General features: G+C 63.2%; 24 protein-coding genes. 13 read left to right on the top strand and 11 right to left on the bottom strand.

The features are described from left to right. The first annotated feature begins 17 nt into the window (after positions 1-17). The 7 genes from YUO_RS0106470 (at position 18) to YUO_RS0106440 (ending at position 7,126) form a co-directional block, all read left to right on the top strand. Positions 18-1,637: a peptide chain release factor 3 gene (locus YUO_RS0106470; RefSeq protein WP_028346534.1), complete on the top strand. Its 1,620-nt coding sequence runs from the start codon at positions 18-20 to the stop codon at positions 1,635-1,637. A 279-nt stretch (positions 1,638-1,916) separates the two neighbouring features. Next, the gene (locus tag YUO_RS39935; protein ID WP_035725941.1) at positions 1,917-2,642 is read left to right on the top strand and encodes a crotonase/enoyl-CoA hydratase family protein; all 726 of its coding nucleotides are present in this window, start codon (positions 1,917-1,919) and stop codon (positions 2,640-2,642) included. A gap of 59 nt (positions 2,643-2,701) precedes the next feature. Continuing rightward, positions 2,702-3,259 (top strand): TetR/AcrR family transcriptional regulator, encoded by a 558-nt coding sequence (locus YUO_RS43630; RefSeq protein WP_051379252.1) that lies wholly within the window; start codon positions 2,702-2,704, stop codon positions 3,257-3,259. 72 nt (positions 3,260-3,331) lie between these two features. Then, complete coding sequence (locus YUO_RS0106455; RefSeq protein ID WP_028346533.1) at positions 3,332-3,934, top strand: hypothetical protein; 603 nt, start codon at positions 3,332-3,334, stop codon at positions 3,932-3,934. 173 nt (positions 3,935-4,107) lie between these two features. Then, positions 4,108-4,692, top strand: coding sequence for an NnrU family protein (locus YUO_RS0106450; RefSeq protein ID WP_028346532.1), 585 nt, complete (start codon positions 4,108-4,110; stop codon positions 4,690-4,692). Position 4,693: 1 nt separating this feature from the next. Next, a complete protein-coding gene (gene panB / locus YUO_RS0106445; RefSeq protein WP_028346531.1) occupies positions 4,694-5,515 on the top strand; it encodes a 3-methyl-2-oxobutanoate hydroxymethyltransferase in 822 nt (273 codons plus the stop codon). Positions 5,516-5,530: 15 nt separating this feature from the next. Next, complete coding sequence (locus tag YUO_RS0106440) at positions 5,531-7,126, top strand: class I adenylate-forming enzyme family protein (protein WP_028346530.1); 1,596 nt, start codon at positions 5,531-5,533, stop codon at positions 7,124-7,126. On the opposite strand, the gene YUO_RS0106435 is transcribed toward YUO_RS0106440, so the two are convergent. Next, positions 7,123-7,983 carry a hypothetical protein gene (locus YUO_RS0106435; protein WP_028346529.1) on the bottom strand — a complete coding sequence of 287 codons (861 nt, stop codon included), beginning with the start codon at positions 7,981-7,983 and terminating at the stop codon, positions 7,123-7,125. The genes YUO_RS0106440 and YUO_RS0106435 overlap by 4 nt on opposite strands. A gap of 239 nt (positions 7,984-8,222) precedes the next feature. Here YUO_RS0106435 and YUO_RS0106430 point away from each other — a divergent pair, with 239 nt between their 5' ends. The 4 genes from YUO_RS0106430 to YUO_RS0106415 are packed head-to-tail and all read left to right on the top strand — an operon-like array spanning position 8,223 to position 12,097. Beyond that, on the top strand, positions 8,223-8,876 hold the full coding sequence (locus YUO_RS0106430) for a tetratricopeptide repeat protein (protein WP_028346528.1): 654 nt from the start codon (positions 8,223-8,225) through the stop codon (positions 8,874-8,876). 29 nt (positions 8,877-8,905) lie between these two features. Further along, the gene (locus YUO_RS0106425) at positions 8,906-9,421 is read left to right on the top strand and encodes a hypothetical protein (protein ID WP_028346527.1); all 516 of its coding nucleotides are present in this window, start codon (positions 8,906-8,908) and stop codon (positions 9,419-9,421) included. 55 nt (positions 9,422-9,476) lie between these two features. Further along, positions 9,477-10,859, top strand: a complete 1,383-nt coding sequence (gene der, locus YUO_RS0106420) for a ribosome biogenesis GTPase Der (RefSeq protein ID WP_028346526.1) — start codon at positions 9,477-9,479, stop codon at positions 10,857-10,859. Further along, positions 10,856-12,097, top strand: a complete 1,242-nt coding sequence (locus YUO_RS0106415) for a TCR/Tet family MFS transporter (protein WP_028346525.1) — start codon at positions 10,856-10,858, stop codon at positions 12,095-12,097. The genes der and YUO_RS0106415 overlap by 4 nt, the downstream gene beginning before the upstream one ends. A 132-nt stretch (positions 12,098-12,229) precedes the next feature. Here YUO_RS0106415 and YUO_RS0106410 read toward each other — a convergent pair whose 3' ends face one another. From YUO_RS0106410 to YUO_RS0106365, 9 genes are all read right to left on the bottom strand, one after another. Beyond that, positions 12,230-13,456 carry an ABC transporter substrate-binding protein gene (locus YUO_RS0106410; RefSeq protein ID WP_028346524.1) on the bottom strand — a complete coding sequence of 409 codons (1,227 nt, stop codon included), beginning with the start codon at positions 13,454-13,456 and terminating at the stop codon, positions 12,230-12,232. A 355-nt stretch (positions 13,457-13,811) separates the two neighbouring features. Continuing rightward, a complete protein-coding gene (locus YUO_RS0106400; RefSeq protein ID WP_028346523.1) occupies positions 13,812-14,552 on the bottom strand; it encodes an SDR family NAD(P)-dependent oxidoreductase in 741 nt (246 codons plus the stop codon). Between the two features lie 155 nt (positions 14,553-14,707). Continuing rightward, positions 14,708-16,213 (bottom strand): amidophosphoribosyltransferase, encoded by a 1,506-nt coding sequence (gene purF, locus YUO_RS0106395; protein WP_028346522.1) that lies wholly within the window; start codon positions 16,211-16,213, stop codon positions 14,708-14,710. A 31-nt stretch (positions 16,214-16,244) separates the two neighbouring features. After that, positions 16,245-16,874 (bottom strand): CvpA family protein, encoded by a 630-nt coding sequence (locus YUO_RS0106390; RefSeq protein ID WP_028346521.1) that lies wholly within the window; start codon positions 16,872-16,874, stop codon positions 16,245-16,247. Positions 16,875-17,041: 167 nt separating this feature from the next. Continuing rightward, on the bottom strand, positions 17,042-18,505 hold the full coding sequence (gene radA, locus YUO_RS0106385) for a DNA repair protein RadA (protein ID WP_028346520.1): 1,464 nt from the start codon (positions 18,503-18,505) through the stop codon (positions 17,042-17,044). A gap of 104 nt (positions 18,506-18,609) precedes the next feature. Next, complete coding sequence (locus YUO_RS0106380; protein WP_028346519.1) at positions 18,610-20,004, bottom strand: adenylate/guanylate cyclase domain-containing protein; 1,395 nt, start codon at positions 20,002-20,004, stop codon at positions 18,610-18,612. 230 nt (positions 20,005-20,234) lie between these two features. Continuing rightward, positions 20,235-21,131: a prohibitin family protein gene (locus tag YUO_RS0106375; RefSeq protein ID WP_051379251.1), complete on the bottom strand. Its 897-nt coding sequence runs from the start codon at positions 21,129-21,131 to the stop codon at positions 20,235-20,237. A gap of 133 nt (positions 21,132-21,264) precedes the next feature. Continuing rightward, entirely contained in the window at positions 21,265-21,987 is a 723-nt protein-coding gene (locus YUO_RS0106370; RefSeq protein ID WP_028346517.1) for a sulfite exporter TauE/SafE family protein, read from the bottom strand. Positions 21,988-22,132: 145 nt separating this feature from the next. Beyond that, on the bottom strand, positions 22,133-22,861 hold the full coding sequence (locus YUO_RS0106365) for an adenylate/guanylate cyclase domain-containing protein (RefSeq protein WP_028346516.1): 729 nt from the start codon (positions 22,859-22,861) through the stop codon (positions 22,133-22,135). 160 nt (positions 22,862-23,021) lie between these two features. Between YUO_RS0106365 and YUO_RS0106360 the strand changes: the two genes are divergently transcribed. Beyond that, a complete protein-coding gene (locus YUO_RS0106360; protein ID WP_028346515.1) occupies positions 23,022-23,471 on the top strand; it encodes a cupin domain-containing protein in 450 nt (149 codons plus the stop codon). Positions 23,472-23,516: 45 nt separating this feature from the next. Here YUO_RS0106360 and YUO_RS0106355 read toward each other — a convergent pair whose 3' ends face one another. Continuing rightward, positions 23,517-24,284, bottom strand: a complete 768-nt coding sequence (locus tag YUO_RS0106355; RefSeq protein WP_028346514.1) for an exodeoxyribonuclease III — start codon at positions 24,282-24,284, stop codon at positions 23,517-23,519. Positions 24,285-24,332: 48 nt separating this feature from the next. Here YUO_RS0106355 and YUO_RS0106350 point away from each other — a divergent pair, with 48 nt between their 5' ends. Further along, the gene (locus YUO_RS0106350; protein WP_028346513.1) at positions 24,333-24,554 is read left to right on the top strand and encodes a cysteine rich repeat-containing protein; all 222 of its coding nucleotides are present in this window, start codon (positions 24,333-24,335) and stop codon (positions 24,552-24,554) included. Positions 24,555-24,735: the final 181 nt, after the last annotated feature.

Genomic DNA, 24,735 nt, shown 5'->3' with positions numbered 1-24,735 from the left:
CCAAACGCTCAGCCCTCATGTCCGACACTACCGTTACAGCCGAATCGCCGTCCCGCTCGCCGCTATCAGATGAAGTGGCGCGCCGCCGCACGTTTGCGATCATCTCCCACCCGGACGCCGGCAAGACCACGCTGACCGAAAAGCTGCTGCTGTTCGGCGGCGCCATCAATCTGGCGGGACAGGTCAAGGCCAAGGGCGAACGGCGCAATACCCGTTCCGACTGGATGAAGATCGAGCGCGAGCGCGGCATCTCGGTCGTGACCTCGGTGATGACCTTCGAATTCCAGGACCTCGTCTTCAACCTCTTGGACACGCCCGGCCACGAAGACTTTTCCGAAGACACCTACCGGACGCTAACCGCAGTCGATTCCGCCGTCATGGTGATCGACGCCGCCAAGGGCATCGAGGCGCGGACGCGAAAGCTGTTCGAGGTATGCCGGCTGCGCGACATTCCGATCATCACCTTCATCAACAAGATGGACCGCGAGAGCCGCGACACGTTCGAACTGCTCGACGAGATCGAAAAGACGCTGGCGCTTGACACCACCCCGATGACCTGGCCGGTCGGTCGCGGCCGCGACTTCCTCGGCACCTACGACGTCGTCAACGGCGGCGTGCGCCTGCTCGAAGGCGGCGGCGCCAAGACCGGCGCGACCGAGCAGATCGATATCGCCGATCTCGCCGGCCGCAATCCCAATCTCGACGTCGCCGAGATCAAGGACGAGCTCGCGCTGGTGTCCGAAGCCTGCAAGCCGTTCGAGCTGGACGCGTTTCGCGAGGGCCATCTCACGCCGGTCTATTTCGGCAGCGCGCTGCGCAATTTCGGTGTCGGCGACTTGCTGGAAGGTCTTGGCAAGTTCGCGCCGGCGCCGCGGGCGCAGGACAGCAATTTGCGAAAGGTCGAAGCAGCCGAGCCGCGCATGAGCGCCTTCGTGTTCAAGATCCAGGCCAATATGGATCCGAACCACCGCGACCGCATCGCTTTCGCGCGGCTGTGCTCCGGCAAGCTCAGCCGCGGCATGAAAGCGAAGCTGGTGCGGACCGGCAAAAACATGTCGCTGTCGTCGCCGCAGTTCTTCTTCGCGCAGGATCGCTCGGTGGCCGATGAGGCGTTTGCCGGCGACGTCGTCGGCATTCCGAACCACGGCACCTTGCGGATCGGCGATACGCTGACGGAAGGCGAGGACATCACCTTCGTCGGCGTCCCGAGTTTTGCGCCGGAAATCGTCCGCCGCGTGCGGTTGACGGATGCGATGAAGGCCAAGAAGCTGAAAGAGGCGCTGCAACAGATGTCGGAAGAGGGCGTGGTGCAGGTGTTCCGGCCCCGCGACGGCGCACCGGCGCTGGTCGGCGTGGTCGGTCCGCTGCAGCTCGACGTGCTGAAGGCGCGGTTAGCTGCGGAATACTCGCTGCCGGTGGAATTCGAGGTTTCGGAATTCCAGCTCGCCCGCTGGGTCTCGTCCGACGACCGCAAGAAGTTAGAGGCCTTCATCGCGGCCAACGGTTCGGGCATCGCCGATGATGTGGACGGCGATCCCGTATTCATGGCCAAGAACGAGTTCTACCTGGGCTATACCAGGGAGCGCGCCGAGGGAATCACCTTCTCCAACGTCAAGGACGTGAAGAAGAAGGCGTAAGCGGCCCACGCTTCCCGCACCAATCTCCGCAGTCGTCCTCCGCGAAAGCGGGGGACCCAGTACGCAGTACGCCACGGCTTATCCGTAAACCACTCACGTCTCTTGAATACTATCGTCCGGTCAAGCCGGACGATGACAATGAAGGCGAGGCGGGCCCGCCCTCCCACATATGCATCCACTGGATGCCGGCATGCGTTCCGAGCGCGGACAAGCCTCTTGCGCCGCTGCTTCGCCTCCGGAAGTATCCATTGGATGCTTTTTAGAAAAGGAGGACCGCCCATGACTGATCTCGCAACCTATTCCCGTTCCGGCCCCGTCGGCACCATCATGATCGACGACGGCAAGGCCAATGTGATGTCGCTTGCCATGCTCAACGCCCTGCATGTGGCCTTCGACCAGGCGGAAAAGGACAAGACGGTGGTGATCCTGAAAGCGCGGGGAAAGCATTTTTCAGGGGGATTCGACCTCAACGTTTTCGCCAAGGGCAGCGCCCAAGACCAATATCTGATGGTGAAAGCGGGCGCGGAGCTGGCCTTGCGCATCCTCTCGTTCCCGACGCCGGTGGTGGCGGGCTGCCAGGGCAACGCCTACCCGATGGGAGCTTTCCTCATCATGTCCAGCGACCACCGCATTGCCGCCGAGGGCGACTACCGGATCGGCATGAACGAGGTCGCGATCGGGCTCACCGTGCCGCGTTTTGCGATCGAAATCGCGCGGCAGCGGCTGACGCCGGCCTATTTCAGCAGGGCGGTGATGACCGGGGAGATGTTCGGCCCCATGGAGGCCGTCACGGCCGGCTTCTTTGACCGCGTCGTCCCGGCGGATGCGCTGGAGCGCAGCGCCGAGGAGGCCGCACAGGCGCTTGCCATGCTCAACATGGCCGCCCATGCCGCTACCAAGGCGCGGGCGCGCGGTGCGGTGATCAAGATGATCCGCGCCATGATCGACGAGGACATCACGCCGCAGTATGGCGAGGACCGCGTTGCCAAACGGGCATCCGCCTGACGGAAAGCTTCGGCCGCCCGGCAGTGGCGTTGCGTCTCATGCCTTTGTATGAAGGGAGCATGACCGCAAAGCCGCGCCGGGCGACCTATCGCCATGGCAATCTGAAATCCGAAGCGCTGAAGGCCGCCACCCGTCTGGTGGCCGCGGCCGGCCATGAGCAATTGAGCCTGCGCGAGGTCGCGGAGGCCGTCGGCGTCGCGCATCGTTCGCTGTACAACCATTTCGCCGACCGCGAAGCGTTGCTCGACGCGGTCGCGGCCGAGGCCTACACGCGGCTCGCCGCCATCCTCGTCAAGGCAGAGACGCCGCAGGACTACACCGCGAAATATGTCCGCTTCGCGCTCGCCAACCGCGCGCTGTACGCCCTGATGACCAGCCGCCCGCACGCCACTATGAAGCACAATCCGCCGCTGCAGGCCGCGGTTCATAAGGTCATCGCCCAGGCCATGCGGATATTCTGCCAGCATATCGAGAGCCCGGTCGAGCGTCGCCGCGCGGTGATGAAGGTCTACATCACGCTCTACGGCGGCATCTCGCTCTATACGGCCGGCGTCCTCGACCAGCCCAGCGAGAAGGCCCTGATTGCGGAACTGTCCGCCATGAACGCAGGGATGTGAACACCGTCCGCCTTGATACGGCGCGAAGCGCGCATCAGCTTAGATGGGTCGCCTTTTAGGACTTAGGGCCGCATGTTCCGGTGCATCATCGTCTGCCTGATCACCACATTCGTCGGGATGAGCGCCGCCGATGCCCAGTCGCGGCGCCAGATCGACGCCACGCCATTTTCGCACGCGCCCTGCAGCGTGCTCGACGGCCAGCCCTGCACACCATCATTTTGCAGCGTGTTCAACGAAGGTCCCTGTATTCCCGAGATCGATTATCCGTACGGCCAGAATCTGCAACTCACGATCGAAAGCGTGCCTCCACAGGATCAGGCCGCGAAATACCGGAAGCCGGATCATGATCTCGATACGATCGGCGACCTCTTTGCAGCGTTGCGCTCCTGTTGGTCGCCGCCGCCTTCTGACATTGCGCGCCAGGGCATGCAAATGTCGGTTCGGTTCAGCTTCAAGCGCTCGGGCGAGATCATCGCTACGCCCCGCGTGACCTATGCCACGGCAGGCGTTCCGGCTGACACCCGCGCTACCTATTTGAAAGCGATCAATGCGTCGCTGGCAGGCTGCACCCCGCTCAAGTTCACGTCCGGGCTTGGCGGCGCGCTCGCCGGGCGGCCGATCGCGATCCGCTACGTCGACAACCGCGATCTAGGCAAGCAGGCGGAGAAGCCATGAGCCGAGTACGTCATTCCGGGGCGATGCGAAGCATCGAACCCGGAATCTCGAGATTCCGGGTCTGGTCCTTCGGACCATCCCGGAATGACGTCGTATCATGCGCATTGCAGTTCGGGCCCTTAAAATGATACCCGGATAATCCGGAAAACCAGCCGCGCAACGGGAGGCACGTCATGGGACTGCTGGTGTTGATCCTGGGCCTGATCCTGTTCTTCGGCGTCCACACGCTCACCACGCAGCGCAAGCTGCGCGCGCAGGTGATCTCCGCGACGGGCGAGAGCGGCTACAAGATCGGCTATGCGCTGGCTTCGATCGCAGGGCTGGCGCTGATCATCTGGGGCTTTGCGCTTTATCGCGCGACGGGATGGTACAACGTCTGGAACCCGCCAGTGGCGCTCAAGCACATCACGACGGCGCTGATGCTGCCCGCGGTCATCATGGTGGTCGCGTCCTACATCCGCGGCCGGATCTATACGACGCTGAAACATCCGATGCTGACGGGCATCAAGCTGTGGGCGGCGGCGCATCTGCTCGCCAATGGCGATCTCGGCTCGATCCTCCTGTTCGGCTCGTTTCTCGCATGGGCGGTGTATGATCGGATTTCGCTGAAATATCGTTCCGACGCCGGCGCCCCGCCGATTCCCGTCGGTGGTCCCGGCAACGATTTGATCGCGATCGCGGTCGGTCTCGTCGCCTATCTGGCGCTCGCCTTCGCGTTCCATCCGGTCGTGATCGGCGTTCCCGTGGTTGGAGCCTAACATGTCCGTGCAATCTGCAATCAAGCGCAAAACGGCGCCGGATATCCGTACGCGCAAGAACGGCGAGCCGATCGTGATGCTGACGTCCTACCATGCGCACACTGCCGCGCTGGTCGATCGGCACTGCGACGTCATCCTGGTCGGCGATTCCCTCGGTAACGTCATGCACGGTTTCGAGACCACCGTGCCGGTGACCCTCGACATGATGATCCTGCAAGGCCATGCGGTGATGCGCGGCTCGAAGCATGCCCTCGTCGTGGTCGACATGCCGTTCGGCTCCTATGAAGCCTCGAAGGAGCAGGCGTTTCATTCCGCGGTGCGGATATTGAAGGAGACCCATTGCGGCGCGGTGAAGCTCGAAGGCGGCGTGCGCATGGCGGAAACCGTCGCGTTCCTGTCCGAGCGCGGCGTGCCGGTTATGGGCCACATCGGACTGACGCCGCAATCGATCAACACGCTCGGCTCGTTTCGCGCGCAGGGCCGCGACGAGGGCAGTTGGGATCCGATCCTGAAAGACGCCCAGGCGATCTCGGATGCCGGTGCGTTTTCGGTCGTGGTCGAGGCGGTCGCCGAGCCGCTGGCGCGCAAGATCACGCAGACCATCGCTATTCCGACCATCGGCATCGGCGCCAGTGCGGCCTGCGACGGCCAGGTGCTGGTGCTCGAGGATATGCTGGGCCTGTCGCCGCGGACGCCGAAATTCGTGCGCCGCTATGGCGATCTCGGCCCCGCGATCGAAGCGGCGATCCAGGGCTACGCCAGCGACGTGCGCTCGCGAGCTTTCCCGGGACCCGAGCACGTCTACGAGATGAAGAAGAGCTGACGGGGCGCGCCATCCATGGACTGGTCGCAGCACTCTATCCCGGCGATGCGGCTCGAGCCGCGCTTTGGCGATCGAATCGTTCCGGTCTTTTGTGAACGGCCCAAGAGCATTTCGGCGATGGTGGCCGAAGCGGTTGCGACCAACCCGGACGGCGAGGCACTGGTCTGCGGCGCTACGCGAATGACATGGCGCGAGGTCGCGCAGCGATCGGCGCAAATCGCAGCAGGATTTCAAAAACTCGGCCTGCAGCGCGGCGACCGCGTCGCGCTATTGCTCGGCAATAGAATCGAATTCGTGCTGACGATGCTGGGTGCGGCCCATGCCGGGCTGGTGACGGTGCTGCTTTCGATTCGCCAGCAAAAGCCTGAGATCGCCTATGTGCTCACCGATTGCGGAGCAAAGCTCCTGATCCACGAGGCGGCCTTGGCCGATCGTGTGCCCGATGCGGGCGATATCCCCGATGTGATGCGCAGGATTGTTGTCGACGACGACCCGCGAGTTTCGCGCTTTTCCGAACTCGCTGACAACGCGCCGCTGGCCGCACCAATCGAGGTCGGCGAAGAGGACACTGCCATGATCCTCTATACGTCGGGCACCACGGGGCGGCCAAAGGGCGCGATGCTCGCCCATTGCACCATCATTCATTCGGCCATGGTGTTCGTATCATGCATGAAGCTTACCGAAGCGGACCGCTCGATCGCTGCCGTGCCGCTCGGGCACGTCACGGGCGTGGTCGCCAATGTCATGACCATGGTCCGTTGCGCAGGCGCGCTGATCATCATGGCGGAGTTCAAGGCGGCGGAATATTTGAAGTTGGCCGCGCGTGAGCGGGTCACCTACACCGTGATGGTGCCGGCGATGTACAATCTCTGCCTGCTGCAGCCGGATTTCGACAGCTACGATCTGTCGAGCTGGCGGATCGGGGGCTTTGGCGGCGCGCCGATGCCGATCGCCACCATTGAGAAACTCGATGCCAAGATTCCCGGCCTGAAGCTGATGAATTGCTACGGCGCGACCGAGACCACGTCGCCCTCGACCATGATGCCGGGCGAATTGACCGCCAGCCACATCGACAGTGTCGGCTTGCCCTGTCCCGGCGCGCAGATCGTCGTGATGGATGCCGAGGGCCGCGAACTGCCGCGCGGCGAGATCGGCGAAATCTGGATTCACGGCGGGTCCGTCATCAAGGGCTACTGGAACAATCCGAAGGCGACGGCGGAGAGTTTTACGGCCGGCTTCTGGCATTCCGGCGATCTCGGTTCGATCGACGAAGAGAATTTCGTGCGCGTGTTCGATCGTCAGAAGGACATGATCAACCGCGGCGGGCTCAAGATCTATTCCGCCGAGGTCGAGTCGGTGCTTGCAGGCCATCCCGACGTGGTCGAGAGCGCGATCATCGCAAAGCCGTGCCCGGTGCTCGGGGAGCGCGTGCATGCCGTCGTCGTGACGCGGAATGCCGTCAGCGGTGAGGCGCTGCGCACCTGGTGCGCCGAGCGGCTGTCGGATTACAAGGTGCCGGAAACCATGGATCTGCGGACGGACCCATTGCCGCGCAACGCCAACGGCAAGGTGATGAAGCGGCAGCTCCGCGAGGCTTTCACGGCGGCTTAGAGCTTCGGCGCGCTGCCTTTGGGCATCGCGCTCCCGCTTGGCCCGGCGGCGAGCGCGGCACTGTCGATCGCGGCGGCGCTGACGAGTTGCTTGACGTCCAGCAGGGTGAATTGCGCGATACCGACGCGGTCGGCCAGCGTGCCCGGAACGAGCTGCACACTCAACACGCCATCGCAGTTCGCGCCCTTGGCCTCGGTCAGCATGGCGCCCGGTTCCTTGGCTTTGGTCTGGGCGCGCTTGACGACCGCCACGCAACTGCCACGCACGGTGTCGCCGTTGAGCTTGACGGCGGCCCTTGGGTCGAGCGGCTTGCCGATGGCCTCGAGCGCAGTCGCTTCCTTGTACTTGCCGCCGACCGACATGATCGAGCCCTTGCGATAGATGTAGTACAGATGCTGATCGCCGACGATGGTCGGCACGCCGTATTTGCCCATGATCTCCTTGATCATGTCTGCCTTCGACGGCTGCTGGTCCGGTGCGAAGGTCAGGTTGCGGGCAACGAAATAGGCGCGGTTGGCGCTCGCGGGCGAGGAGAAGCTGGTCGAGAGCATCTCGCCGTTCTGTTTCGAACCGGCGGGTAGGCTGAAATTCAAGGCGGCGACGTAGCTGGCACCGCCGAACTTCTGCTGCTGGATGTCGGTCTTGGTGTCGGTCCGGCCCTTGAACAGCGAATCAAAAATGGCGCGGGCGGATTCGGCGTTCGATTCGGTCGAGATACCCAAAATGTCGGGGCGCAGCTTGCCCGAGAATGCCGTCTCGGGCGCTTTCGGCTTGAAGTCGTCGGCCAGTGACGCTGCGGCCGCCAGAGGCACCAGGCCGAGGGCAAGCAGCATCGAAACCAGCGCGTGGCGAGGCATGAAACACCTGAAAAAGTACGGATCGACAAGGGAAGCGGCCGGGATTACGCCAAACTTTGAACGGCAATGTCAACATTGCCAGCCGATTTCGGAGGCGGTTGGGAGCCGCTGTTAACACTTTGATCCGCCTCGCTTTGCCTTGCCACCGCCATATCAATAGGCTACGCCCCGGCGATGCGGGATCGGGCGCGCGATACTGCCGCCGAAGCAGCAGTTCCCCGGGGATGGGATATCTTTAAGTGTCTGAATTATTTGATGAAGTAGACGAGGAGGTCCGTCGCGAGCAGCTCAAAAAGCTGTGGGACCGGTATTCGCTTCTGATCATCGCCGGCCTGATTTTGATCATCGCCGCCGTGGGCGGCTGGCGCGGCTACCAGTATCTGGAGTCCAAGAAGGCGGCCGCGGCAGGGGCGGCGTTCGACAAGGCGGTCGAGCTTTCGGAAGCCAACAAGCACGCCGAGGCCGAAGCGGCGTTCGCCGATCTCGTTGCGAAGGCGCCGTTCGGCTACCGCGTGCTGGCGCGGTTGCGCCTGGCGGCGGAGGTTGCCAACCGCGATGCGCAGGCGGCGGCAAAGATGTTCGACGAGATTGCCGCTGACCGCAGCGTCGGTGTCGCCGAGCAGGACCTCGCGCGGATTCGCGCGGCCCAGTTGCTGTTGGAAAGCACCAGCTATCCCAACATGAAAGAACGCCTCGAAGCCGCCGCTGCGCCGGGCGCCACGTTCCGCCACACCGCGCGCGAATTGCTGGCGCTATCGGCCTGGCGCGCCAATGATGCCGCAGCGACGCGGCAATGGCTGGACATGATCGCCAATGACGGCGAGACGCCGCCGAGCCTGCGTTCGCGTGCCGAAGCGCTGCAGGCCTTGCTGCCGCCGGTCGCGAAGAGCTGACGGAGGACGAGTTGAGTGGGAAACCGACCATGCGCCGCCCGCAACGTTTGATCGCAGCCGCCATTCTCGTCGCGCTTTCCGGCGCACTGGCAGGCTGCGGCGGTGGCGGCTTGGGCAATTTCGATCCCACCGATCTGCTCGACTTCCTCGATACCAAGAAAAAGCTGCCCGGTGAGCGCAAGCCGGTGTTCCCCGACGGTGTGCCGGGCCTTGAGCAGGGCGTGCCGAAGGATCTCTACAAGGGCGCCAACCAGCAAGTTGATCCTAACGCGGTAGCGGCTGCAGCCCCTCCGCCCGAAGAGCCCAAGTCGAAGCGTGGCGCGAAGTCCAAGGGCAAGCAGGCTGCCGCACCCGCCGCTGCGGATCCCGACGCCGCGCCCGAGGAAGAGGGCAGCACCGCCGCAGCGCCGCCGGCGCCCAAGCCGGCCAAGATCGTGCGCAAGCGCACCACGGCTCCACCGCCCGATCAAGCGGCCCCGCCCGCGCAATCCTCGCAACAATCGGCTTTCCCGGCTCCGATGCCGAGCGGCAGTTTCTCGCGCTGATTTGTTGTTTTCGTTCGATTGACACGCCCTTCAAAAAAGGGCGTTTGGGTCATTTATGTCCTTTACGATCGCCATCATCGGCCGGCCCAACGTCGGCAAGTCGACGCTGTTCAACCGGCTGGTCGGGCAGAAGCTCGCGCTGGTGGACGACGAGCCCGGCGTCACCCGCGACCGCCGCGAGGGAAGCGCACGTCTTGGCGATCTCGAATTCACTGTGATCGATACCGCAGGTCTCGACGAGGGCGCCAAGGGCTCGCTCACGGCACGAATGCAGGAGCAGACCGAAGCCGCGATCGGCCTGGCCGATGCGTTGATGTTCGTGATCGACGCCCGTGCCGGCCTGACGCCGAACGATCGCGCCTTTGCCGATTTCGCGCGCCGCGCCAACAAGCCGGTGGTGCTGGTCGCCAACAAGAGCGAGGGCAAGCACGGCGAAATCGGCGCGATGGAATCCTACGCGCTGGGGCTCGGCGATCCCGTGCAGATTTCAGCTGAGCATGGCGAGGGCATGAGCGATCTCTACGACGCACTCGCCGCCCTGATGCCGGAGCCGGCTGAAGCGCGGGAAGAGTTCGACGACGACGATATCGTATCGGACGAGGATCTCGCCCAGCGTCCGATCCGCGTCGCCATCGTCGGCCGCCCCAATGCCGGCAAGTCGACGCTGATCAATCATCTGCTCGGCGAGGAGCGGCTGTTGACCAGCGCCGAGGCGGGCACCACCCGCGATTCCATTTCGGTGGAGATCACCTGGCAGGGGCGCGACTTTCGCGTGTTCGATACCGCGGGCTTAAGGCGGCGCTCGCGGATCGAGGAGAAGCTGGAGAAGCTGTCGGTAGCTGACGCGCTGCGCGCCGTGCGCTTTGCCGAAGTCGTCGTGATGATGATGGATGCGCAGAACCGGTTCGAGGAACAGGATTTGCGCATCGCCGATCTGATCGAGCGCGAGGGGCGGGCGATCGTGCTGGCGGTCAACAAATGGGATTTGATGGAGCGCAAGCCGCATCTGATTTCGGCGCTGCGCCGCGATGCCGATCATTGGCTGCCGCAGGTGAAAGGCGTCCCCATCGTCGCTGTGTCCGGCTTGCTGGGTGAGGGCATCGATCGGCTGATGACCGCAATCCAGGATGCCTACGCGGTCTGGAACAAGCGCGTGCCCACGGCCGCGCTCAATCGCTGGTTCGAGCAGGCAGTCGATGCCAACCCGCCGCCCGCAGTGTCGGGCCGCCGGCTGAAGCTGAACTACATCACGCAGACCAAGGGACGCCCGCCGAGCTTCGTGCTGTTCTGCTCGCGCGCGGACGCCGTGCCGCAATCCTACTTGCGCTATCTCACCAACAGCCTGCGCGAGGCTTTTGACCTGCCGGGCACGCCGATCCGCATCACGCTGCGCGAAAAGGCCAATCCGTTCGCGCACAAGCGCAAGCGGCCCTCATGAGCGAACAGCCGTCCACCGCTGCTGCCGACGATAGGCCGCCGGTACGCAGCGGCGCGGCGGCCTTCATTTTCGTCACCATCCTGCTCGACATGCTCGCGCTCGGCCTGATCCTGCCGATCCTGCCCAAGATCGTGGAGAGTTTTGTCGACAACGACACCGCGACGGCGGCACGGATCTTCGGCCTGTTCGGCACCGCGTGGGCGCTGATGCAGTTCCTGTTCTCGCCGATCCTTGGCGCGCTCTCGGACCGCTTCGGCCGCCGGCCGGTGGTGTTGCTATCGAATTTCGGACTGGCGCTGGATTACGTGTTGATGGCGCTGGCGCCGTCGCTGACCTGGCTGTTCATCGGCCGGGTGATCTCAGGCATCACCTCGGCCAGCATTTCCACGGCTTTTGCCTACATCGCCGATGTGACTCCGCCGGAACGGCGTGCCGCGGTGTTCGGCAAGATCGGCGCCGCGTTCGGCGCCGGGTTTATTCTCGGTCCCGCCATCGGCGGCCTGCTCGGCGGCATGGATCCGCGTCTGCCGTTCTGGGTCGCGGCGGGCTTGAGCTTTGCGAACGCGCTATATGGCTGGCTGATCCTCCCCGAGTCGCTGCCGCAGGACCGGCGCGCGCCGTTCCGCTGGAAGAGCGCCAGTCCGCTCGGTGCGCTGCACTTGCTGCGTTCCAACCGGATTCTCGCTGGCTTGTCGCTGGCGAATTTCTTTGGCCAGGTCGCGCATGTGGTGCTGCCTTCCACCTTCGTGCTCTACGCCACCTATCGGTATGGCTGGGACACGACAACGGTGGGGCTTACGCTGGCGTTGGTGGGCGTCTGCGCCATGGTGGTGCAGGGCGCGGGCGTCGGGCCGATCGTCACGCGTCTCGGCGAGCGCCGTGCGCTGTTGCTCGGGCTCGCTTCCGGCGGGCTGGGATTCTTCATCTATGGCGCGGCCCCCACCGGGCCGTTGTTCTGGACCGGCATTCCCGTAATGGCGCTGTGGGGCGTGGCAGGCGCGGCGATCCAGGCCCTGACGACGCAGCTCGTTGCACCGGATCAGCAGGGCCAGTTGCAGGGCGCGACCAACAGCGTCAACAGCATCGCCCAGATGGCGGGACCGTTCCTGTTCACGCTGACCTTTGCCTATTTCATCGGCGACCAGGCGCCGGTGAAATTGCCGGGCGCGCCGTTCCTGCTGGCGGCAGCGCTGTTGGGGCTCGCGCTGTTGATTGCGTGGCGGACGTTGAAAAAGTAGGGGGAGCCGAAGGCGTAACCCGCCGCTCGTTGTGCTTCGTCATTCCGGGATGGTGCGTTAGCACCAGGCCCGGAATCTCGAGATCCCGGATATGGTGCTAGCGCACCATTCCGGGATGACGGCCTTCGGCCGTCACTTCTTCACCAGCGGACACTCGCTGGCTTCGAGCGGCTTGGCGGCGTCTTCCGCGGAGATCGTGGCGATCTGCTTGTAGTAATCCCACGGTCCCTTCGACTCTTCCGGCTTCTTCACTTCGAACAGATAGGCCGGAATGAGGCGGCGGCCGTCGGCGCGCAGCGGGCCCTTGCCGAACAGCGGATCGTCGGTCGGCAATTCCTTCATCTTGGCGACGACCTTGGCGCCGTCATGCGGATTGCTGCCGAGCGCTTCCATAGCTTTCAGGTAATGCAGGATCTCCGCATAGAGGCCGGCGACGGTCATCGAGGGCATCGAGCCCTTGGGCGAGAGCTTCTGGAAGCGCTTCGACCATTCGCGGGTCCTGTCGTTGAGATCCCAGTAGAAGGATTCGGTGAAAGTCAGGCCCTGCGCCGTCTTCAGGCCGAGCGCATGCACGTCGTTGATGAAGAGCAGCAGCGCGGCGAGCTTCTGGCCGCCCTGGACGATGCCGAATTCGGCCGCCTGCTTGATCGAGTTGGTGGTGTCGCCGCCGGCATTGGCAAGGCCGATGACCTTGGCCTTCGAGGACTGCGCCTGCAGCAGGAAAGAGGAGAAATCCGAGGTGTTGAGCGGATGCCTGACCGCGCCCAAAACCTTGCCGCCGGTCTGGGTGACGACATTGCCGGTGTCACGCTCCAGCGCGTGGCCGAAGGCGTAGTCGGCGGTTAGGAAGAACCAGGTGTCGCCGCCGGCCTTGGTGAGCGCCTTGCCGGTGCCGTTGGCGAGCATGTAGGTGTCGTAGGTGAAGGAGATAGTGTTGGGATTGCAGGCCTTGCCGGTGAGGTCGGCGGTGGCGGCGCCAGAGTTGAGCAGCACCGAGTTCTTTTCCTTCACCAGATTGCTCACAGCGAGCGCAACGCCGGAGTTCGGCGTATCTGCGATCGCGTCCACCTTGTCCGCGTCGATCCACTGACGCGCGATGTTGACGCCGATGTCGGGCTTGTTCTGGTGATCGCCGCTCAATACCTCGATCTTCCAGCCCTGGGCCTGGAGACCGGAATCCTCGACTGCCATCTTGACCGCGACCACCGAGTTTGGTCCGCCGATGTCGGCATAGAGGCTCGACATGTCGTTCAGCACGCCGATCTTGACGGTTTTGTCCTGGGCCAGTGCTGGCGTCGCGAGGGCGAGTGCGGCAAGCGCCACGGAAGCGGCGAAGCGCCGCGCAATCCTAGTCATCATGGTTTCCTCCAGAAATGTTGTTCGCCGGCTCTCTTTTTGGAACCTGCCAGCGGCTTTGCGATAGTCCTTCTCGAAACCGCGGGCAATGCACCTATCGTCGCGCGTCTGACGTCAGCTTGAACTTTCCCTTTTCGTAAAACCATTCCTTAACGAAGGTTCCATCTTTCTGGACACCTGGATGCGATCGCAGATCATAGAGCAACCCGTCATTGGCGAGCTTCACGCAATGCACGGGATTGGCGAATTCATGTCTCAGCAAGCGGCGAAATGGATTGCTTCCGCCTTCGCTAAAGCTTCGATGGACAAGTCGCTCCGCTACAATGAGGCCGCTACAATGAGAGAGCTCGTAAGATGCTCAAGCCGGCGGACGAAAACTCATCAGTGTGCGGGTCTTGTAGTCATAGAGCTTGCCGGTCTCGGTCCATTCCGGCGCACACATCGGCACGATGAATTCAGCCGCCTGTTCCGGCGTATCCAGCGTCATCGGGTCTTCGCCGGGAAAGACGCTGGCGCGCATGCGGGTGCGGATCGGGCCGGGGCTGAACAGGTTGACGCGCAGTTTCGTGCTCACGGTCTCGTTGGCCCAGGAGCGCACCAGCGTGTCCAGCGCCGCCTTCGAGGCCGCGTAGGGCCCCTGATAGGCGTTCGCCTTGCTGGCAGCGCCCGAAGTGATGAAGACGGCGCGGCCGGCGTCCGAGATCTTGAGCAGCGGATCCATGCAGCGGATGAGCTGGAAGTTAGCGGTGACGTTTACTGCGAACACGTCGTTCCAGGACTTCAGCTCGATATGCCCGAGCGGTGAGGAGGGGCCGGCAACCCCGGCATTGCCGACGAGAATGTCGAGCTTGCCGTGGCGTTCATGCAGCGCCGCGCCGAGCCGCGCGATGCCATCGAAATCGGTGAGGTTGAGCGGCACCAGCGTGGCGCTGCCGCCGTCTTTGCGGATCTCGTCATCGAGTTCCTCAAGGCCGCCTTGTGTGCGCGCGACAGCGACCACGTGCGCGCCGGCCTTTGCCAGCGCGAGCGCCGCGGCATAGCCGATGCCGCGTGAGGCGCCGGTGACGAGCGCAATGCGGGAGGCGAGGGGTTTGGTCATGGAACTAGCTCGATCTCGTCGTCCCTGCGAAAGCAGGGACCCATACGCCGCGGCGCTCATGAGGTGAGGAGGTGTCAATAACTGATGGCATCCGGAAAAACGAAGGCCTGTGGTTATGGGTCCCTGCTTTCGCAGGGACGACACCGTTTGTGTTGTCAGCTCGCCTCTGCCAAGAGCGAGAGCTGGCGCGGCTGCGGCTCGACCTGGGTCTGGTCGGTGAGGTGCGTCGGATAGGCACCGGTGAAGCAGTGATCCGAAAATTTGGGATTGGCGGGATCGCGCCCCGGTTCGCCCATCGCGCGGTACAGGCCGTCGATCGACAGGAACGCCAGCGAGTCCGCACCGATGATGTCGCGCATCTCTTCCAGCGTATGGGTGGCCGCAAGAAGTCCGCCGCGGTCCGGCAGGTCGATGCCGTAATAGTCGGGATACAGGATCGGCGGCGAAGCGAGCCGGAAATGGACCTCGCGCGCGCCAGCGTCGCGCATCATGCGCACGATCTTCTTCGACGTGGTGCCGCGCACCAGTGAATCGTCGATCAGGATGATCCGCTTGCCTTCGATCGCGGCGCGATTGGCCGAGTGCTTCATGCGCACGCCGAGCTCGCGCACGCTCTGGGTTGGCTGGATGAAGGTGCGGCCGACATAGTGGTTGCGGATGATGCCGAGCTCGAACGGCACGCCGGAATACTGGCTGTAGCCGACCGCCGCCGGCACGCCGGAATCCGGCACCGGCACCACGACGTCGACCTCGACATGGCTTTCGCGGGCGAGCTGCGCGCCGAAAGCCTTTCGGACCTCATAGACCGAACGGCCGCCGACGATCGAATCCGGCCGTGAGAAGTAGATGTATTCGAAGATGCAGGGCCGCGGCGGTTTCGGCGGAAACGGCTTGTGGCTGTTGGCGCCCTTTTCATCGAACACGATGATCTCGCCGGGCTCGACGTCGCGAACATACTTGGCGCCGATCATGTCGAGCGCACAGGTTTCCGAGGTCAGGATCGGACAGCCATCGAGATCGCCGAGCACCAGCGGTCGGATGCCGAGCGGATCGCGCGCGCCGATCAGTTTCTTGTTTGTCAGGGACACCAGAGAATAGGCGCCCTCGATCGCACGCAGCGCCTCGACGAAACGATCGATGAAACGGTTGCGCTTTGACTGCGCGACCAGATGCAGGATGACCTCGGTATCGGTGGTCGACTGCATCATGGCGCCACCCTTGACCAGTTCGCGGCGCAGCGTCAGCCCGTTGGTGAGGTTGCCGTTGTGGCCGACCGCAAAGCCGCCGGCATTGAGTTCGGCGAACAGCGGCTGCACGTTGCGCAGGATGGTCGCGCCGGTGGTGGAATAACGGACGTGGCCGACCGCCATGCTGCCGGGCAGGCGCTCGATCACCTCGCGGCGGGAGAAGGTATCGCCGACGAGGCCGAGGCGGCGTTCGGAATGGAAACGGCTGCCGTCGAAGGAGACAATGCCGGCGGCCTCCTGGCCGCGATGCTGGAGGGCGTGTAGTCCGAGCGCCGTGATGGCAGCGGCCTCGGGGTGGCCGAAGATGCCGAACACGCCGCATTCCTCGCGTAACGTGTCGCCTTCGAGATCGTCCTGCAACTCGATGCCACGATTTAGATCGAGTTGCCCGGCGTGATCGGAAGGGTTTTGCATCGCGTCCATCGCCTCTCTATTTTGGCCAGACTTAGCGGCCCGCGGGTTTCTCGATCAGCTTTTTAAGGCTGTCACGGGCAGGTTTGCTGTAGCCATCACCAGACGCAGGGGCTGCCTGGTCGGCGTCAGTTTGATCGTCTTCCGGTTTATTCTTCTTGAATCTCTTTAAAATGGTGTTCTCGGGGTCGTCAGGCAAGAGCGACATTAACCATTGCCCGGTTCCATCCAGCACTGTTCGGGACTTCGCGTTGGTGATCCAGTCCGGCCGCTGTTTGTCCGGGACCAGCCAGCTAAAGAACAGGAACGCGACCACCACGATCAAAAGGCCGCGGCCGAGCCCGAACAGGAAGCCGAGGGTGCGATCCAGCGCGCCGATCCGGGAATCCAGGATCATGTCCGAAATCCGCACCGTGATCACGGAGACCACGATCAGGGTGCCGATGAAGGTGCCGGCCACCACCGCCACGGCTGCTACGGTATCATTGTTGAAATAGGCCTTGGCGGTCGGCAGCAGCTTCGAGAAGGCATACAGCGTCACCAGCGCCGCCGCGCCCCAGGCCGCGATCGACAGGATTTCGCGCATGAAGCCGCGCACCATGGCGAGCAGCCCCGAAATCAGCATCACTCCGAGCAGGACGAGATCGAGTATCGTTATCGGCATCGGCTGGTCAGGTCCGCTCGTAAGTCCGTTAGGCAGCGAATCGGCGGCTCAGGGTCACCCCCCAAGTGAGGGGCAGACGGCGTATCCCGCAAGGCCGGAAATCGTGCCATCCCGCCCGCCTTTCGCGCGCGTTGTATAGCGGCGAGGGGCGGGCGCGTCACGCCGCTTTAGTTGTTTTCACGACGGAATCGCGCTGGTGTGGCATTTTTCTCTGCCGCACCCTCGCGACTGGTGTCGCGGTTGCCTCTCGGGTTGCCGCGCGCCGCGATTTCGGCCACCAGGCTGGTTAGCCCGCCGATGCTGTTCAGCGCAAGGCCACCATCGCCGCCGACCTCGCCGCGCGCCGATTCGGGCAGAAAGGCGCGGCCAAAGCCCAGTTTCGCGGCCTCCTTCAATCGGGCGGAGGTCTGCGCCACCGGCCGGACGGCGCCCGAGAGCGAAATCTCGCCGAAATAGACTGCATCCGTCGGTAACGGCGCGTTCACCAACGACGATACCAGGGCGGCGGCGGCCGCAACGTCGGCCGCGGGCTCCTGAATTCGCAGGCCCCCAGCCACGTTCAGATAAACGTCGTAACCGGACAATTTGACCCCGCAATGGGCCTCGAGCACCGCCAGCACCATCGACAGTCGGCTCGGATCCCAGCCGACCACCGCCCGCCGGGGGGTGCCGAGCGTGGTCGGCGCCACCAATGCCTGCAATTCCACCAGCACGGGGCGGGTGCCTTCGATCCCGGCGAAAACCGCGGTTCCCGGGCTGCCCAGATCGCGCTCCGAGAGGAACAATTCCGAGGGGTTGGAGACCTCGCGAAGGCCTAGCCCCGTCATCTCGAACACGCCGATTTCATCGGTCGGGCCAAAACGATTCTTCATCGCGCGCAAAATGCGGAAATGCTGCGAGCCTTCGCCCTCGAACGACAGTACTGCGTCGACCATGTGCTCGACCACGCGAGGGCCCGCGATCTGGCCGTCCTTGGTGACGTGCCCGACCAGAATGATCGCAGCACCGGTTTTCTTGGCGAAACGAATGAGCGCCTGTGCGGAGGCGCGAACCTGCGTCACCGTTCCCGGCGCCGACTCCACCGTGTCGGTCCACATAGTCTGTATCGAATCGATCACGATCAGGCGCGGCACCGCACCTTCCGACAGCGTCGAGACGATGTCCTCGACCGAGGTTTCGGCGGCGAGCTGCACCGGCGCGTCCGCCAGACCCAGCCGCTCGGCACGCAGCCGCACCTGCGCCACGGCCTCTTCGCCCGATATATAGACCGCGCGGTGGCCTGCGCGCGCCAGCATGCTGGTAGCCTGCGTGAGCAGCGTCGATTTTCCGATGCCGGGATCGCCGCCGACCAACAGCACCGAGCCGCGGACAAAACCGCCGCCGGTGACACGATCAAGCTCAGTCATCCCCGAAGGCAGGCGAGGGGCGTCGTTGCTCTTGCCGGTGAGGCTTTCCAGCGCAAACGTCCGGCCCTTGCGCCGCGAGCGGACCGACACCGGCATCGAGGTCGCGCCGGTGGTGTCTTCCTCGGCAAGCGTGTTCCACTCGCCGCAGGAATCGCACTTGCCCTGCCAGCGGTTATACGCCGCGCCACAGTTCTGGCAGACGAAAGAGAGGGTGGATTTGGCCATGATGGGAAATAGCAGACTCGGTGAGGCGGGTGAGACTCATAACACGAAAAGAAGCCGTGGGGCGTGACGGGTGCCGAGATGCATCCATCGCGTGCTTCAGGAGTTCAGGAAGCAACGTTCGCGCATGTCCAGATGCCGACCGGTTGCTCGAGACCACGAATAATCTGCGCGGGCCGCTCGACAAGCGACGCGAAGTCGGCGCTCGAATGGTTCGATTCCGAGCGGGCCTGCCGCACCAGCGCGTCGCTGACAACGATGGCGCATCCGAATTCTCGGGTCAGCGCCTCCAGCCGGCTCGCTGCATTCACGGTGGTGCCGATCACTGCGAATTCAAGCCGATTGAGGCCGATATCTCCCAGCACGACCTGACCATAGTGCAATCCGACACTGACCTGGATCGGCGGCTCGTTGCGGTCCTGCCGTTCTCTGTTCAACTCGGCAATCGAGGCGATCATACCCCTCGCGCAACGCAAGGCGTTGAGTGCATCGGAATCGCTGGCGAATGGCGTGCCAAACGTCGCCATCAGGCCGTCGCCGAGGTACTTGTCGAGCGTTCCGCCGTGCTGGAACACTTCTCTTTCCATTCGCTCATGGAATTGCCGCAGCGTGTCGATGACCTTTTTCGGGTCTCGTCCATCGGAATAGGCGGTGAATCCCACGATATCGGCAAACAACACCGCGACGTCTTGTGTGCGAACCCGCGTGAGCGGCTCATCATTGCCGGATAATTCGTTGACGACGTTGGGTGAAAAATAGCGCGCCAGGTTGGCGCGCTCGCGTTCGATCCCGGCATGGCTGATCAGGAGCGCATTCGAACGGCGCACCGCTAGCGCCAGGATCGCGGCCACGATGATGAACACCGTCACTTCCTGGAAACGGGCGCCGAAGCCGATCGACGAAGGATCGATGATCTCGAACAAGCGAACATCGGCACCGACAGCCTCCCTGACGCGCTGCGACAGCGCGGCATGGGTTTCGGGCTGCAGATAGGCCCAACCGACGGCAATGGCCCACAGGGCAGCAGTCCATCCGCCCATCGCGACAACCGTTCGCCACGAATAGGCGAGGGTGGCGGTGGCAAGGAAAATGAAGAAATAGATGAAACTGTCGAACCGGAATTGCATTCCGATTGGCCAGTGCTCGGTGCTCCAGGGATTGGGCACGACGCTGAGGAAGGTCAGCAACGCAAGATCGCAAATGATCAGGAAAACCTCGATCGGCGAACGGCCGACCTTGCCGACTTTGAGTTGAGCCCAGCCGATCAGGGCAAAGAAGCCCAGCATCAGGACGTAGTAGATCACGTCCCAATTCGGGTTGATGACCGGCAGGGTAACGGCAGTGATGGCCAGCGCGACCCAGCGTGCCCGGACGGCGAGCAGCAGGCCTTCACGCTTGCTCTCGACAAGGGCGGCTTCCGCAAATTTCAGGGTGTCTTGTCGGGCTTCGGTTCGTCCGGTTCGCTGGTCGCCGATATCGGCGAGATCAGCCGTTTCCGTCATCACACTCAAGACACATTCTCCCATGTCGAGAATCAGTTCGCGCAAGGTGCACGCTAATCACCGACCAAATTGGCACGCCTGAAGGCCAACGGCTACTTGCGGAGCGCATTGCTCCGATGGGGATTGTAGCAGAAAGAAACTGGCCGGAAGCGCGTTTCTGCGCTTCGGAAATCCAGACGGCGACGCGCGATGCTGCTCTGCACGGCGTCGCCCTTCTGAATTTGCGATGGTTATTTCACCGAAACGAAGGGCACCGACGAGCCCGGCACCATCGTGGTCGGCAGCACGCCGTTCCACCGTTCCGCCTGCACCAGCGTCACCAGATTCGGGTTGGTGCCGAGCGCCTTGGCGCGGGCTTCGATGGCGGCGGCTTCGGCCTCGCCGGTGATCCTGATATTGGTGGCGCGGGCTTCGCCGTTCAGCCGCAGCGCGTCGGCTGCCGCCTGCGCCTCGGCGCGGACGGCGTTGGCCTTGGCGGTCGCCTGCGTGACGGTGATCTGCGCCTGCACCTTTTCGCGCTCGGCATTCTGCTGCAGCTTCTGCACCTCGACCTCGGCCAGCATGCGCTGCTCGATCGAATGCAGATAGTTTGCGCTGAACTCGATGTTTTCGAGTTGGACGCTTTCGATCGTGATCATCGGATCGTCCTTCAGCGAAGCGGTGATGGCGTCCTTGATCGCGGAATTCAGCGGCCCGCGCTCCTGGATCGCTTTCACGGCGGTGTAGCGGCCGAACACGATTTTGACCTGCTGATTGACGGCCGGGCTGACCACTTGTTTGACCGCGGTGTCGAGCCCGCCAAACTTGGCATAGAGATCGGCCACCTTGTCAGGTGAGGCTCGCAAGGTGACGCTGATCTTGAGGTCGGCCGGCTGCTGGTCGAAGGAATACGAATTCATCTTGTCCCAGGTATAGGTGAAGGTCTTCACGCTGACCTTTTCGACGCTGTCGATCAGCGGGACCTTGAAGCCAAGGCCCGGCTGCGCGGTGCCGATGACCGCGCCATAGCGCAGCTTCACGCCGCGCTCGGTTTGATCGACGGTGTACCAGCTTCCTGCGGCGATGATGGCGACGACAATGACGGCGACGATGGCGCCGATGATTCCCCTGATGTTTCCCTTGGGCATTTCAGTTCTCCAGACGTGGGTGATGCGATTCCATGCCCGGCACTGATCTGTGGTTACTTGCCGAATGGATGTGACACGCGTCACTTGGTCGGCCGCTGATGGGAAATGGTTCAGGCGGTGCCGTGCCGAATGCTTACGAAAATGCCGTCCATAGCAGGGCGAGACCGGCGGCCAGCATGATGCCGTCCATCAACAGCCGAAAGACGTCGGGCTGAAGACGCAGCACGAAGCCTTTGGCGATGAAGGCACCGAACATGAGGGAAGAGCCCGCAATCAGGCCCTTCAGCGCCACATCCGGCGTCAGCGCGCCGAAGCGCTCGAACGTGACCGACTTGCTCAGATAGAGCCCGAGCGAGCTTGCGGCCTCGGTGGCGAGGAAGGCACCCTTGGTAAGTCCGTAAAACAGAAACAGCGGCACGCTGAGCGGCCCGGTCGAAACCACGATGCCGGTGAGATAGCCGATCAATGCGCCACCGACCGCCAGGTGCCAGAGCTGCGCTTTAAGCTGATGGCGGGCCAGCCAGTGCCGTAGCGGCACCATCGCGATGAGAAACAGGCCGATCGCGATATCTACCGCGTGCGCGGGCAGGGCGAGCAAGGACCGCGCGCCAAGCGCAGCGGCCGGAATCCCCGTGGCCGAATAGGCAAGGCAGGCGCGCCAGTCGACCTCGCGCCACCAGGCGAGAATGCGCGACAGGTTCGCCATCACCGCCGCGACCGCCATGATCGGCACCGCTTCTTTCGGCCCATATTGATAGACCAATACCGGCATCAGCATGATCGACGAGCCCGTGCCGACAATGCCTGAGATGGTGCCGGCGAGCAGGCCGACAATGAGGACAAAGAGGAAGCCCACGCTGCAGTCTTTCGCGATTCCCTGATGCCGATATCATGGTGCCGATGGGCTCGGGTTACGAGGTCTAAAAATCACTCGGAAGGGAGCCGATCGTGCCGAAGGGAAGCTGCTATGCGATGGCAACAGAGCCGCCAGCTCACTCACGCTAGGCGAGGTAAAGCTCGACCGGGGCGTCAAATCCCTTGAGCTGGAATGCCTTTGATTGGCTGTCTTTCATATCCGGCTGGACGCGCTCGAAGACGGCTCTTGTCACGAGTATCTGGTCGGCTTCGGCAACCGACTGGGCTCGGGAGGCGGTGTTGACGACGGTACCGATCGCCGTCAGGTCGCGATGCGAGTGACCGAACTCGCCAAAACTTAGTTCGCCGGAATGGATGCCGATGCCGATCCCCAGTTGGTCCGCGGTGAGGCCATGCGCTTCAACAAGAGTTGCGCGCCGCTCGCGCCAACTCGTCTGAATTTGCCGCGCTGCGAGGACGGCGTTTCTGGCATGCTCCTCCCGGTGCAGGGGAAAGTTGAAGACGGCCATGACGGCGTCGCCGATCGTCTTGTTGAGGAGCCCGTCATGCTCCCAGATCGCGTTGGCGCATTCATCGTAGAATGCATCGAGCAGCCCTGACACAGCATCCGGCGATTGCGACTGCGACAGGCTGGTGTAGCCGCGCAGATCGGCAAACATGATGGTTGCGTCGATGGTGATCTTGCGGGCCCGCATCACCTTCGTGAACATCAGCTCACAGATGGTGCAGGTATTGGGATTCATTCGGCTCGGACGAATGCCGAACGCGCGAAATGGCGCGGAGATCACGCCGCGAAGCGGCACCGGAACATGCATCTGCTCCCAGCACCCCTTGCAGATTCTTGCCTGTTGCAGAGCCGCCATTGTTCATCCGTACATTGCGCGTTTGGCTGGCTGGTCGATCCTACAGTTGGCCGCAGGTGCGGGCAAGGACGCCGCAGCGCACACCTGCCGGCTGGCGGCGAGAGGCAAAGCTGCTAGGATCGCGTCAAAACAAGCAGAACGGAGGATCGCCATGGACGCTGCGACGCCGGCAAATGCGCAGACTGCAGACACGCATTCCCATCTGGTTCGACCCGACAGCATGGAATGGCAGAAGACCCGCTTTCCCGGCTGCGAGGCCAAGACGCTGCTGTTCGATCGCAAGACCGGCCTGATGACCGCGCTGATGCGGTTCGCGCCCGGCGCGGTGCTCCCCGACCACGAACACGTCAACATTGAGCAGACCTACGTGCTCGAAGGCTCGCTCGTCGACAAGGAAGGTCCGGCGCAGGGCATCGAATGCAAGGCGGGCGAGTTCATCTGGCGGGAAGAGGGCAGCCGCCACGTCGCGTGGTGTCCACAAGGTGGGCTGATGCTCGCAATCTTCCAGGTGCCGAACAAGTTCTTCGAGGCCGATGGCCGCGTCATCGATGCTGCGGGCGAAGACTGGGACGCTGCGTGGGGTCACACGCGAAAGGGCTGAACAGCCGCCATCCTGCCGCGCAGAAAATTCGGCCGGCAGGGCTTGCTACTTCAACACGATCCATACCGGCGCATGGTCGCTGGCGCCTTCCTCGCCGCGAACCGTGCGATCGACGCCGGCCTTGATCAGGCGCGGCGCTATCAACGGGCTCAGCAGCAGATGATCGAGCCGCAATCCGGCATCGCGTGGCCAGCGGTTGCGCTTGTAGTCCCAGAACGTGAACATCGGTTTAGACGGATGAAGCGTCCGGATCGCATCGGTCCAGCCTTGATCCACCAGCGCCCTGAACGCGGCGCGGCTCTTCGGCTGGATCAGCGCGTCCTTGTCCCAGGACTTTGTCGGATAGATATCGAACTCGGTCGGCGCGACGTTGTAATCGCCGGCTAGCACCACGGGGATGTCCTGCTTGAGCAGCTTGCCGGTGTGGGACCGCAGTCGCTTGAACCAGTCGAGCTTGTAATCGAATTTCGGTCCAGGCTGCGGATTGCCGTTCGGGAGATAGATGCTGGTGACGAGGATGCCGTTAATTGCGGCTTCGATATAGCGGGCCTCGACACCCCCATCGCCGGGGAGCGCGGTCCGGGTCAATACCGGCTCGGCATTCCGCGCCAGGATGGCAACGCCATTCCAAGTTTTTTGTCCGCGCCACACCGCGCCGTACCCAGCTTTCTCGATTGCCAGAATCGGGAACTCGGCGTCGGTCGATTTCAATTCCTGCAAGGCAACGACATCGGGTTTCGCCGCGCCCAGCCAGCGCAACAGGTTCGGCAGGCGACGGTTGACATTATTAATGTTGAAGGTCGCGATCTTCATGTAGAGCTGGCTGGCATCACTGTGCTTCGGCGAACACTTGGAGATTCCATGTCGAAATTACGCTTTGCCATTCTCGTGCTTGCCATCGGATGCTCCGGAGCCGCAGTTGCTCAAACCGCCGATGGGCGCGGCGCCTGCAAGGCGGATTATGACAGATATTGCGCCGGCACGCTGCCCGGCGGTGGCCGTGTCGTCGCATGTCTGAACAAGCAGCATCACCAACTCAGCGACGCCTGCAAGCAAGTGTTGGCTAGCCGGAAGAAACAGTAGGACCGGGCAACGCTCCAGCGTCGGATTTCGCCGTCATTGCTTTGATGGTGGCGTCCTCGGCAACTTGCGGCCTCCAAGTCTGACTTCGACAAATCGTTCGGCGGCCTGGTGCTGTCCGCCGAACGACGTTTTGTGAACTGACGCTTGAAAAGGCCGCGGATGGCATCGACAGGAAACGCCG

The organism is Bradyrhizobium murdochi (assembly GCF_000472965.1).
GTDB classification, from domain to species: Bacteria; Pseudomonadota; Alphaproteobacteria; order Rhizobiales; family Xanthobacteraceae; genus Bradyrhizobium; species Bradyrhizobium murdochi.
The sequence above is the reverse complement of the archived record's forward strand: the minus strand, read 5'-3'. Positions and strand labels throughout refer to the sequence as shown.